Origin of the sequence: Nocardia sp. NBC_00403, assembly GCF_036046055.1 — a bacterium.
GTDB lineage: Bacteria > Actinomycetota > Actinomycetes > Mycobacteriales > Mycobacteriaceae > Nocardia.
Genome location: NZ_CP107939.1, coordinates 5,782,068 through 5,793,720, shown reverse-complemented (window position 1 = coordinate 5,793,720; position 11,653 = coordinate 5,782,068). Strand labels below are relative to the sequence as shown.

At 65.9% G+C, this 11,653-nt stretch carries 12 protein-coding genes and 1 pseudogene; 8 read left to right on the top strand and 5 right to left on the bottom strand.

The window, feature by feature from the left end:
* Nucleotides 1-5: 5 nt before the first annotated feature.
* The 4 genes and pseudogenes from OHQ90_RS25790 to OHQ90_RS25775 all read left to right on the top strand — a co-directional run bounded on the left by OHQ90_RS25790 (nucleotide 6) and on the right by OHQ90_RS25775 (nucleotide 3,148).
* Nucleotides 6-584, top strand: coding sequence for a helix-turn-helix domain-containing protein (locus OHQ90_RS25790; RefSeq protein WP_328401681.1), 579 nt, complete (start codon nucleotides 6-8; stop codon nucleotides 582-584).
* Nucleotides 581-1,795 carry an NADH:flavin oxidoreductase gene (locus tag OHQ90_RS25785; RefSeq protein ID WP_328401679.1) on the top strand — a complete coding sequence of 405 codons (1,215 nt, stop codon included), beginning with the start codon at nucleotides 581-583 and terminating at the stop codon, nucleotides 1,793-1,795. Before OHQ90_RS25790 ends, OHQ90_RS25785 begins: the two co-directional genes overlap by 4 nt.
* Nucleotides 1,786-2,035, top strand: a pseudogene (locus tag OHQ90_RS39545) (SDR family NAD(P)-dependent oxidoreductase); the annotation flags it as partial. The gene OHQ90_RS25785 and the pseudogene OHQ90_RS39545, both read left to right, overlap by 10 nt.
* A gap of 204 nt (nucleotides 2,036-2,239) precedes the next feature.
* Nucleotides 2,240-3,148: a DUF5995 family protein gene (locus tag OHQ90_RS25775; RefSeq protein ID WP_328401677.1), complete on the top strand. Its 909-nt coding sequence runs from the start codon at nucleotides 2,240-2,242 to the stop codon at nucleotides 3,146-3,148.
* A 670-nt stretch (nucleotides 3,149-3,818) separates the two neighbouring features.
* Here OHQ90_RS25775 and OHQ90_RS25770 read toward each other — a convergent pair.
* The gene (locus tag OHQ90_RS25770; protein WP_328401675.1) at nucleotides 3,819-4,277 is read right to left on the bottom strand and encodes a CBS domain-containing protein; all 459 of its coding nucleotides are present in this window, start codon (nucleotides 4,275-4,277) and stop codon (nucleotides 3,819-3,821) included.
* A 366-nt stretch (nucleotides 4,278-4,643) separates the two neighbouring features.
* Here OHQ90_RS25770 and OHQ90_RS25765 point away from each other — a divergent pair, with 366 nt between their 5' ends.
* Complete coding sequence (locus OHQ90_RS25765; RefSeq protein ID WP_328401672.1) at nucleotides 4,644-4,865, top strand: hypothetical protein; 222 nt, start codon at nucleotides 4,644-4,646, stop codon at nucleotides 4,863-4,865.
* Between the two features lie 5 nt (nucleotides 4,866-4,870).
* On the opposite strand, the gene OHQ90_RS25760 is transcribed toward OHQ90_RS25765, so the two are convergent.
* On the bottom strand, nucleotides 4,871-5,140 hold the full coding sequence (locus tag OHQ90_RS25760; protein WP_328401670.1) for a hypothetical protein: 270 nt from the start codon (nucleotides 5,138-5,140) through the stop codon (nucleotides 4,871-4,873).
* A gap of 106 nt (nucleotides 5,141-5,246) precedes the next feature.
* Here OHQ90_RS25760 and OHQ90_RS25755 point away from each other — a divergent pair, with 106 nt between their 5' ends.
* Complete coding sequence (locus OHQ90_RS25755) at nucleotides 5,247-6,218, top strand: Acg family FMN-binding oxidoreductase (protein ID WP_328401668.1); 972 nt, start codon at nucleotides 5,247-5,249, stop codon at nucleotides 6,216-6,218.
* Between the two features lie 324 nt (nucleotides 6,219-6,542).
* Nucleotides 6,543-7,433, top strand: coding sequence for a universal stress protein (locus OHQ90_RS25750; protein WP_328401666.1), 891 nt, complete (start codon nucleotides 6,543-6,545; stop codon nucleotides 7,431-7,433).
* 282 nt (nucleotides 7,434-7,715) lie between these two features.
* Here OHQ90_RS25750 and OHQ90_RS25745 read toward each other — a convergent pair whose 3' ends face one another.
* Nucleotides 7,716-7,841: a hypothetical protein gene (locus tag OHQ90_RS25745; RefSeq protein ID WP_328401664.1), complete on the bottom strand. Its 126-nt coding sequence runs from the start codon at nucleotides 7,839-7,841 to the stop codon at nucleotides 7,716-7,718.
* Nucleotides 7,842-8,060: 219 nt separating this feature from the next.
* On the opposite strand from OHQ90_RS25745, the gene OHQ90_RS25740 reads away from it, so the two are divergent.
* On the top strand, nucleotides 8,061-8,387 hold the full coding sequence (locus OHQ90_RS25740) for a DUF1918 domain-containing protein (RefSeq protein ID WP_328401661.1): 327 nt from the start codon (nucleotides 8,061-8,063) through the stop codon (nucleotides 8,385-8,387).
* Nucleotides 8,388-8,699: 312 nt separating this feature from the next.
* Here the strand turns inward: OHQ90_RS25740 and OHQ90_RS25735 are convergent, their stop codons facing one another.
* Nucleotides 8,700-9,611, bottom strand: a complete 912-nt coding sequence (locus OHQ90_RS25735; protein ID WP_328401659.1) for an alpha/beta fold hydrolase — start codon at nucleotides 9,609-9,611, stop codon at nucleotides 8,700-8,702.
* A gap of 509 nt (nucleotides 9,612-10,120) precedes the next feature.
* The gene (locus tag OHQ90_RS25730; protein ID WP_328401657.1) at nucleotides 10,121-11,533 is read right to left on the bottom strand and encodes a wax ester/triacylglycerol synthase family O-acyltransferase; all 1,413 of its coding nucleotides are present in this window, start codon (nucleotides 11,531-11,533) and stop codon (nucleotides 10,121-10,123) included.
* Nucleotides 11,534-11,653 lie beyond the last annotated feature (120 nt).

Below are 11,653 nucleotides of genomic sequence, written 5' to 3'. Positions count from 1 at the left end.
GGCGCATGGCACAGAAGGTTTCGGTGGGCACGCGTGCCCGCCTGCTGGCCGCCGCCGAGCGGTTGTTGCTGACCGAGCGCTACGACGAGGTGTCGGTGCGTGCGATCTGCGTGGAGGCAGGAGCGAATCCGGCCGCGGTGCATTACCACTTCGGCTCGAAGGATGAACTCGTCGCGTCGCTGCTCGAGGACCGCCTCGGGCCGCTGTGGGCCGAGCGACTGTCGGCAGTGACGGCCGCGCGCGTCTCGGTGGCGGAGGTGGTGGACGCGGTGCTCGAACCCTTCGTCGCACTGGCCGATGATCCGTTGGGGCGCTTGCATTTACGTCTGCTGGCGCAGTTCGTGCTCAGGCGGCATACGAGGTTATGGCGACAGCCTTGGTTCCGGATGGATGCCTGGGTCGGGCTGTTGCCGGAGGTGGGGGAGCAGGAGAGTCGTCGCCGCTGGGCGCTGGCCTTCGACCTGATCATTATGCGGTTCGGGGGCGCGGGAACCGAGGGGCGGGAAATGTCGGAAGCAGCGGTGGCCGCGCTGCGTGACTTCGTGGTGGCCGGATTGACCGCACCGTCGGGAGAGCAGAATTGACAGAGGTATTCACACCGGCTCAATTGGGGCCCGTCACATTGCGCAACAAAGTGATCAAGGCCGCAACCTTCGAGGGCTGCACCCCTGAGGCATTGGTGACCGACGAGCTGATCGCCTTCCATCGTGAGGTGGCCGCCGGCGGGGTCGGGATGACCACGGTCGCCTACTGCGCCGTCGCGCCGGGCGGCCGCACCGACCGGCATCAGATCTGGATGCGCCCGGAGGCCGTGCCTGGTCTGCGCAAGCTTACCGACGCCGTGCACGCCGAAGGCGCGGCGGCCAGTGCGCAGATCGGGCATGCGGGCCCGGTGGCCAACGCGGCCTCCAACCGATTGCCCGCCCTCGCGCCGAGTCGCATGTTCAGCCCGCTCGGTATGCGCCCGATGAAGGTGCCCGGCGAGAGCGAGATCCGCGAACTGATCGCCGCGCACGCGAATGCCGCACGATTGGCCGAAAAGTCCGGATTCGACGCGGTCGAAATCCACTTCGGCCACAACTATTTGACGAGTTCGTTCCTGAGCCCACTGCTCAACCGGCGCACCGACCGCTACGGCGGTTCCGCTGAGAACCGGGCACGTCTGGCGCGCGAGATAGCTTGTGCAGTCCGGGACGCGGTGGGGGACCGCCTCGCGGTGACTGCCAAACTGAATATGGAAGACGGTGTGCGCGGCGGCCTCACCGTGCCGGATTCGCTCCGGGCGGCGTCCTGGTTGCAGGACGACGGAGCCCTGGACGCGCTGGAACTGACCGCGGGCAGTTCGCTGTTGAACCCGATGCTGCTGTTCCACGGCGACGCGCCCCGCCGCGAGTTCGCAAAAGTTCTTCCACCCCCGGCACGTTGGGGTTTCCGTCTGGCGGGTCGCTCCTTCTTGAAGGAGTATCCGTATCAGGAGGCGTACCTCCTGGAGCGGGCCCGCCAGTTCCGCCGCGAACTGTCCATGCCGTTGATCCTGTTGGGCGGCATCACGAATCTCGACACCATGAATCGTGCCATGGCCGAGGGCTTCGACTTCGTCGCCATGGGCCGGGCCCTGCTGCGCGAACCGAACCTGTTGCGGCGCATCCAATCCGACGCCACCACCCGATCCGCCTGCGTCCACTGCAATGAATGCGTGCCCACCATCTACACCGGAACCAGATGCCGCTACCGGCTGAACAAACCCGTCGTCGAGTCGTCCTCCGTACAACTGGAGGTGCGGGCGAGCGAGTAGCGGGCAAGGTCGCCCTTGTCAGTGGCGGAGCACGAGGTACCGGCGCGGCGCATGTAGGAGCCCCTGGTCGAGCACGGGGCCGGAAGGTTGCGCGCCGGCGGCCGAATTGGGCACAGCGGCACGGTCGTCCATCCCGACGTCACCGACCAGGACAACTGGGACCACGCCGTGCGAACAGCCGTCGAAGAATTCGGCGGGCTGACCGTCCTGGTCAACAATGCCGGAATCGTTCGGGTAGGGATCGTATCCGCATGCAAGTAGTGCGCCGACGTCGTCGGGGCGGGGACGTGGGAATTTCCCATGGTCATCCGGACGGCGGGCCGCACTTTCGTCGCCGTCCGCGACGGGTCGCCACCCGGTCGGACACAGGTGAGTCAACCGGTGGTTGCCGACCAGTAATGGCGTTGCCCGTCCGCCGTCACGGTGGCACTTAAGCTGCGGCTCATGTCTCTTGATCGTATGAGTGTCCTCGGACTCGTCAGCTCGGCCTTCGCCGCGGCGGCCATCGGATCGGCCCCCACGGCGGTCGCGCATCCCGCGCGCCCGGTCGCGGTCGAGGCGGCAGCCTGTGGAACAGCGCTTTCCTCGGCTGAACTGGACACCATCGTCCGGTCGTCCGATATCGCAACGTTGGCCGGAGATTCTCTTCAGCGGTTGGAGAACGCAGTGCGGCGCCATCGTGAGATCACCCGGATCCTGGTTGCGCACGGTGATCGGCGTGGCGTGTTCTCGCTGGGGCTTGATGCAGTAGAGGAGTCCGCGGTTATGCCGCTGCAGCGAGATCCGAGCGCGTTCCTCGACCGGGACTACGCACATGCGATCAGCCTCGAACTGCTGAGCCGTTATCTCGACAACGTGCATGCCGCCTTCGGTGGCGGGGTCGTCGAACCGCAGTGGGCAAATTACTTCGAGATGGCGCAACGCTGCGATGTCTCCGCGGCGCGACTTGCCATGGCGGGCTACAACGCCCACCTCGCCGTCGATCTGTCGTATTCGGTGGCTGCGGTATGCAGTGCCCCGCAAAACGCCCGCGACTACTTCAAGATCGTCGACGCCATCGCCACCGCGGGACAGGTGATCGTGGACCGCACCGAGCAGGTCTACCACGGTGACCTCGGTCCGCTGTGGCGGTTCTACTTCGTCGGCGAAGGCATGGACCTGCTGTTGGGTCGCGGCGTGGCGACCGGCCCGCTGCTACGGCTGGCGGACCTCGGCGCCAATGTGGTGATTTTCGGTAATGGTCTGGCATTGCGGGATTCGGCGCTGCACGATCCGACGACCACGGAAATCCATCTGCTGACCGACACCGCCGAAGTCGCCTTCGATGTCCTTGTGCAGCTTCGCGGTCTATGACCCTGGTATGGCGCATCTTGTTGCGGACCCGGCTCGCCAACCCAAGTGCCCACCCCTCGGAGAATGAGTCCGGTCCATAATTTGGTCCGCTCAGCCGTGCGGCACTACGGATTCCGGGAGCTCACCATCTATACCTTTCCGACCCGGCTCGTCGACGCCTCTCCGATCGACGGCGCACAACGTCGTGATCGGCCTCAACAGCGGAGAACAGAAACACATCGGCGATCCAGGTCGACCTCGTTAGCAGGCCGGCCCGCTGGTGGCGCCCTGAATCATTCTCCTGCGCTTGGCTGGATCGGTGAATTCCGACGTCGTAATCTTGCTTGCCACACGTTGTCTGTCGTCTCGCTTACACCTCTTCGGGCCGGAATCGCCATCGTGGCCACTCTCGTCGGAAAGCCGCTACTCATTCGATCTGGCTGATCCGAATGAGGCGGTCTGTGGCTATGACAGGACACTCCGGCCGGGCGCGAGGTGCGATCGCCGGATGGCAGCCTGTTGAAACGGTCGGATTGCCGTGTGGTGTTAGGCCCGATCACAGGCGGCCCTGGCGTCCGCGCGAATCCGTCCAGGTCCGCCAGGTGGCTGCAGTTCTCGGCCAGCCATGGCGGTGTGCACGCTGTCGACAGCAGGTCGCGGCACAGGCTGCACGGAATGTTCGGACCGGCGCCTACTCGTGCGGAGCTTCGCGTGCGGACATCGGCAGGTGCTGGGCGCACACCGCCTCGACGAATTCGCCGATGGTCTGTTCAGGCAGCCGCCGCGCCAGGTCGGCCTCGGTGATGATGCCGACGAGCTTGCCGTGTTCAGTCACGGGGAGTCGCCGGATCTGATGCTGTTCCATGAGGGCCAGGGCGTCGTCGATATCGGCGCCGACATCCACGGTGTGCAAATGGTCATCTCCTTGGGCCAATTCGCCCGCGGTCGTCGACTTCGGATTCTCTCCGATACCGACGACCTTGATGATGATGTCGCGGTCGGTCACGATACCGACCGGGTGGCCTTCGCCGTCGCAGATCGGCAACGCGCCGACGTCCAGTTGGCGCATGCGCCGCGCTGCGGTGTCCATGGTGTCCCGTACCCCGATGCATGCCACATCAGGATGCATGATGGTCTGCGCTGTGGTCATGATAAATCTCCATGTCGTGGTCATTCGCTGGCACGATCATCATTCGTCGAGTCGCACCGTGCGCCCAGAGGCGAAGGTCCTCCCAGAGCAGGAATCTTCTCCGTTGACCGGGCCGCAGGGACACCACGACTTCGGTCGTTGATATGGCCACTTGGGGCCCTGGTCGAGGCGGTCGGTCCGGCGCAGTCTCGTGAAGAACACGTCGAACCTCAGCGAGGAGATCGACGATGATGCAATGCGGGCCGGATGTTGCACATGATGATGATGCTTTTGCGCCAGTGGGGGATCCTGCCGACGATGACGATGACGATGTGACAGGGCTGGACCGAGATGCATGGCGGACCCCGAGACGGGATCACGAGGCGGGTGAGTCGATCTGTGGCTGCGGCGGTGATCGTGACCCAACGGTTGCGGGCGGCGATCGATGACCACGGCAGTCGATCGGACATTCGCGCCGTCAGCGCGCAGACGCAGCTGCCCTTGGCGCCGGTAGCGGGTTCGGAATCGTTCTACGTCGATCTGGCACTGCAGCACAGCTGGGCGATCGTCGACTCTGCTGGCGGGGCGAAGGCACGAATAGGGTCGTAGGTCCCTCAAGCGGTGGAGAACGAGGACGCCGCAGTCCCGGCCTCGATCACTGTCCGATGGCCCGTGATCCGGTGACCTTCGGCCGTCACCGTCGCTGAACGATCGAGCAATGCTGAACACAGACCAGCGAGCCGCGAGCCAAAGGGAGCAATCGTGACCGGGTTTCTGTGTAGAAGCGCGATCGCCACTGTCGGCGCACGGGGATCGGCACAGCTGTGGTCACCACGCTGGCGAAGGATCACATCGGTGTCGTCATCGCCGATCTGCTCGAACACGACGAAGCCGCGCCGGCCGAATCGCTCGGCGCAAAGACGATGTTCCGCCGGCTCGACGTGATCGACGAATCCTGTTGGCACCGAACAAATGTGAAAGAAGAGAGCGATGTCGCACTCGTACCCCGACCAGGACACTATGCGGGCGGCGCTGGCGCTGGCCGTACGTGCACCATCGGTGCACAACACCCAGCCGTGGCGGTGGCGGGTCGGTGACACCACCGTGCATCTGTATACCGATGACACCCGGCAACTGCCGCACGCCGACCCCGATGGCCGCGATCTGCTGCTGAGCTGTGGCGCGGCATTACATCATCTGCAGGTAGCCGCGCTCGGACTGGGCTGGGAAACCGAAGTGCACCGGCTGCCGAATCCGGCCGATCCGCAGCATCTGGCGGCTGTCGAATTCCATCCGGCGACCCCGACCCCCGAGGCGGAACGACTGGCGCGGGCCATCGGGCAGCGCCACACGGACCGGCGCCGGTTCACCTCCTGGGAGGTCCCGTCGACCTATGTCGATGCCGTGGTAGCGGCCAGCGCCGCAACAGGTGTGGTCGTCCGTGACATCGACTCCGCTCGAGACCGCGCGACTCTACTGCGATTCTTCGAACGGGCTGCACTGGAACACGCCGCCGACTCGTCCTATGGTGCCGAGCTTGCACGCTGGAGCGGACGCCATGCCGCGGCGGAGGGTGTTCCGGCTCGCAACGCGGTGGTCGCCGACGATCCGACGACGCGTGTGTTCGCGAGTCCCACGCTGCCGGAGGCCGTGATCCACGACATCGACGACACGGCCCGGATGTTGTTGCTGTGCACCAGCTCCGACGATCGGCTGTCCCGGCTGCGCGCCGGTGAGGCCACCAGTGCCGTCCTGTTGACCGCGACGACGCGGGGGCTGGCGACATGCCCTCTGACCGAACCGCTCGAGCTGCCCGATATCCGGGCCGGCATCCGCAGCGAGATCCTGGCCGACTTCGGGTACCCCCAGGTCATTGTCCGCATGGGTTGGGCGGCAACAAGCGCAGACCAGGTTCCGGCGACGCCGCGGCGCCCGCTGGATGATGTCGTTCAGCCACTGTGATTCCGGCTAGGGGATGGCCTTGGTCTCTGCTGTCGGTTCGCGTCGCACCGGATGCTCGAAGCATCGAATCGAACACGGTGGGCGCTGCGGTGACGGCAAGACGGCAGTACCCCCGACTGCGTTCTGGTGCTGCCACGGTCGACAGGACCTGTGCAGGTCTGGCACTGCTGGTCGGATTCTGGGTCGGTGCGCCGGCGCTGGTCTGGTGCAGGGCCGACTGCTGAGCACCAGTTGTCACACCGGTCGGGACAGGGAATGGCGACAGATCAATCGTTCGATCGGAAATGGCTTCCGATGACATCCCGATTCAGCGAGGAGGACACCGTGGCCGAGCGCATTGCGCCACCCTCGGAGCCGATCGTGGTCGCCGTCGACGGTTCGGCGACCGCAGGTCACGCGGCGGTGTGGGCAGCGGTGGATGCCGGGCTGCACCACTGCCAACTGCTGATCGTCACCTCCGTATCCATCCCGAAGGAATACGGTCCTGGGGTGGTGCTGACCGATGCCGATACGGAATGGCTGCGCGAAGACGCAGAACGCGTCCTGACCGAGGCGACACGGGTTGCGCGGGCAGCCTGCGGCGAGGCACTGGACATCAAAACCAAGCTGATCTTCGATCCGATCATCCCGTACCTGATCGACCGATCGCGCCGAGCCCGGATGGTCGTCGTCGGCAACCGTGGGCGGGGTGCGATCCGGCGCGGGCTCCTCGGCTCGGTGAGCACGGCCGTCGCCCGGCACTCGCAGTGTCCTGTCGCCGTGGTGCATTCGACGTCGGCGACCGATGTGCTGTCGTCGGTCAAACCGGTGCTGGTCGGGGTCGACGGCACCGCGAACAGCATGCCTGCCCTCGAACTCGCCTTCGACGAGGCCTCGCGGCGCAAGGTTTCGCTGACGGCCCTGCACGCGTGGAGTGACCAGACGAGCAGGCTCGATATTGCCGTTTCCAGCTGGGATGCCATCCGCGAGTCCGAGGACGCGGTATTGGCCGAAAGCCTCGCCGGCTTTGCGGAGCGCTACCCGGATGTATCCATGACACGGGTTCTTTTGCGTGACAGGCCCGTTCGCTGTCTGCTCGACGAGTCGGAGCGTGCGCAGCTGGTGGTCGTGGGCAGTCACGGGCGCGGCGGATTCGCCGGGATGCTGCTCGGCTCCACGAGCAACGCGCTGTTGCACTCGGTGCAGTGCCCGATCATCGTGGTACGTCAGCGCTGAATCACGCTCGACAAGGCCGGACTTCGCTCCCGCCCGCGATACTCGGCGCGGGCGCCGGCGACAGATGATCCGGACGTGGTAGAGGGCATCGCGCTGGGCCTGCAATCGCGTGGCGCCGACCGGGCCGCGCCGCACGCCGGGCTGCGGGGACGACCAGCGACGGTGGCGATTCCGGTCACAGCGCCGGTTTGGGTCCTCGACGCAGTCGATCCATGATTACTTTGTATGCGACATCAGGCAGCCACCAGCGCAGGTCGCGCGCCATCGTGAAGGGGCCGTCGTTCAGCGATCGGGCGTCACCGCAGCGTCGTCCACCACCTCGGCGCGGTGCACACCGTCGCCGGTACGGGCGAGCGCGGCGAACCGGGATACGCCAGTACTGGGAGCGTGGTTCACGTCGCGCGTCATCTCGTCCTTGTCGGCGACAGCGTGGGGTCCCCGCTAGGGAGTCGCTCTCGGTGATGGTTTCCACGCCGGAGTGCATCATGTTTCGGGCCGTGACTATTACGGTTCCTTCCTTCGCACGATCGTGGGTTCGACCGTCATCGGCTGATTCCGGCAGCGCAGCGAGCCTCGCGACGACAAAAACACCTCGACGCAGCGACCAACGGCCCTACCGTTGATTCGATGCCCGTCGCAACGATGGATTCGACCAGAAACAAGGAGGTCGGCGTCATGCAAGCAAAGACAGGGGACTGGCTGATCGTCGAGGGCCGCAGTGTCGGCAGCACAGTCCGGCACGGTCTCATCGAAGAGGTGCACGGGAGGGACGGGGCACCCCCCTACCTGGTGCACTGGACCGACACGGAACACCGGGTACTCACCTACCCTGGTCCGGACGCACACGTGGTCACCAGCGAGCAGCTGCGCGCGCAGGAAGACATCGCGGCGGCCCACTTCTCCTCGAAGCACTACCGGCCGAGCCAGCGCTGCAGCGAGTCCGCCGGAGGCTGAACTCCCGGATCAGTCCGCGGCGGGATGCTGGTCCATCGAAACCTCTTCCGGCGCACAGTGATCCGATCGACTGCCGCGCAGTGGCACGCTCCGCGAACCGGGCCTCGGTGAGTGGCTCACCATGCTTCGCAGCCCAGTACCCCGACGATGTCCGCCGGATTCGACATCGGTGTGCCTCGCCGCGGGACCGGCGCGCCCTAGCACCTGACGGCTGCCGAGCGAAACACAGGGATTTTCACGCCCGCCGACCAGGCCTGGCATCCGCATATTGGCAGCCGCCGGTGACACGCCGATGCCGCGGTCGCGAAACCGTCAAGCTCCCCACGGACGCACACGTCGAGGTTGGGGCTCGACATCTTCCCGAGCGGCGATGGCGTCGGGGCCGATAACTGGTTCGCGGATCACGTTGGTGATGACTTCGCCGAAGGCGTGGGGGTCGTCCATGAGCCAGGTGTGCCCGCCGGGCACGGTGATGGTGCGCGGGTCACTGAGTGCTGTCTGCAGTGACATCGAGGTGGATTCGGGGATGACCGTGTCCCGCTTGCTCCACACTACGAAGACAGGGAGCCGGCGTTCGGCAAGCGCAGCGAGTTCGGGAGCCAGATTGGCGGTTCGGGCGAGGTGGGCGACTTCCCACACCGCAGTCGGGTTCCGCAGCAAGTTCGGCACGGCATCGCGCAAGATCACCGGCAGGACCCAGGTCAGTTGGCGACCGGGGAGCAGGTCGGCCTGCAGGTGCAGGCCCCAGTCCCACAGCGGGCGTTCGCGCAGTGCGCGGACCACGCCTCGGCCGTCGGTCCACGCCGAGCCGCCGATGGAGTTCACCAGTACGAGCCGCTCGGCGAGGTCGGGTAGGTCGTGGGCGGTTTTGATCGCGACGCCGCCGCCGAAGGAGTGCCCGACCATGGTCACCGGTCGGGTTAAACCGATCGCGTCGGCGAAGTGGCCGACCCACCGGGCGTATCCAGCGAGGGTTCGGTGCTCGGCAGGCAGGCTGGCGGTGCCGCCGAACCCGGGAAGCGCGGGGATGTACACGCGCATTCCCCTGCGGATGAGCTGTTCGAGCGGGCGGGCATAGGCTTGTCCGCCGAGTCCCCAGCCGTGCAGGAAGAGCACGCGAGGGCCGAGCCCGCCGACCGCGTAGCGGGCAGTGTGGCCCTCGACCACGGTCGAGCGCCACCGCAGTCGAGGAGAGCGGAGTTGTGGTGACCGGTTCGTATTCATGGCTGCCATCCCACCGCGATCGCACCAGGGTAAAGAGGGTCCCCGGACCTCGAGCAGTGGCGCCGGTTCGGCTGCGGCGTCGGCGATTCGACCAGCAGACACATTCGCGGCCGCCGCGCCGGAAGTTCCGGCAGGCGGCGCAAGCGCTGGAGAAAGTCTCGCCACTGCGGCATCCGAACTCCTGACGTCGTCTCGACTGTGTCGCTGTCAGGGCCGCAGAGCCACAGACGGTTCCGCATTTCCGGCCACCAGAGAAAGCGAGCTGGTCTATATCGAGAATCGCCGATAGCGCTATCCAGTCGGAAGGGCGCAACGTCCGGCATGTCCGGGTCGCCGGTCTCTCGATCTCGGGACTTTCGGCGCCGTCCGACCTGGTCGCTGTGCTCCACGCCGCTCCCGCTCCAACACGGAGTTCGCGAATATCATCGGAAGAAAATTTTTGGCGCCGTTGATATCCGGTGTGTTCCGTTGGGTCTGTGTCCGGTGGTGGTTGATGGGTGATGCATGACTTACCGTGCGTGCCGTGGTCGGGCCGAGGGTGAACCGTTGCCGCGGTTCGCGACCGGTTGCGGTCGGCGCGGTGGCGGTCGGCCGCGCGCGCGGGCCAGCAGCACCGCGATCTCGGTCGCGACGCCTGAGGCGATCGTGTCGATGTCGGGGGTGGTGTCGTAGTCGCCGGTAATGCCGAAGATCAATTGGTCGAGGTAGCTGAGGATCGCGATCGTGGTGCGCACCCGCAGCGCGATCGGAATACACGGCCACAACTCGACCACTTCCTGGTCGCCGATTGTCAGCCGGCGGCCGGGCCCGGGGATATTGGTCGCCAGGGCGCCCACGCCGCGCTGGGGGAACCACAATGCCAGCCGGAACACTTCGGCCACGATCCCGAACGGTAGCCGCTGCGACAATGAGAGCAACGATTTCTCGGCGTCGACTTCACCTCGGGACCGATGCCGCCGGATCTGCTGGTGAACGGTCATCAGGCGCTCGACCGGGTCGTCGATCTCGATCGGCAAATGCGAGATCATCGCCGAAACCCGGTTGTCCAGAACGGATTTCGCCTCGGTCGTTCGCGTCGACACCGGTACCGCGATGCGCAGCGTGGTGGGGGTGGGATGTTCGCCGCGGCCCAGCAACAACCGACGGTAGGCGGCGGCGATGGCGGCGACGGCGACATCGTTGACCGTCACACTGAATGCCGAACATATCTCCCGCACCTGCGGGAGCATGGTTCGCGCCACCGTGTAGCGGCGTTGCCGCCCGATGGGCCCGTTCAGCGAGGATTCGCCGGCCGGCGCGATCGCCGCGTACAGCACCGGCGCCAGGGTACGCACAGTTCCGATGGCCAAGCGCGGTATGGTTACTGGCGCCTGGATCATTTCAAACATTCGTTTCAGAAGACTTGTGCGCGAACGTCTTCCGGTCGCCGGACCGTGCTCGCCCGCGTCGTCAGCGACCGGGTCGCAAAAGCTTTCGAGCAGCGTGATCTCGGAGATTCCGTCGACCATGGTGTGGTGAGCCTCGAGGATCATCGCCCAGCGGTCCTGCGCCAGGTGGTCGACCACGACCACCTCCCACAGCGGGTGATCACGATCCAGCCGCTCGGTCAATTCAGTGGCGACAACCTCTCGCAGCTCCGTCTCGCCACCCGGGTCGGGCAACGCGGTCCACCGGATGTGGTGCCCCAGATCGAAATTCGGGTCGTCCTCCCACACCGGCGCTTTCAGGTCCAAAGGCGCACGACGGACCCGCTGCCGCAGCCGCCTGTGCCGTTCCAGCCCGCGATCGACGTACGCGCGCAGCTGGTCCCGTGCCGGCGCTGGTCCGTCGATGATCGCCACCGTCCCGATGCCGAGGCTGACCCGGGGGTCGGTGTCTTCCATTTCCATGAAACCCGTGTCCAGCGGGCCCAATTCCGTCATCGCGCACCTGTCCTGGCAGCGGCCGCGGGCTGCTGCCCATGGCTGAAACTGCCACTGCTGCCGGAAAAATCTTCGCGCAAACCAGACATCGGGCGTGAGATGCCAAGGTAACCGGTACCA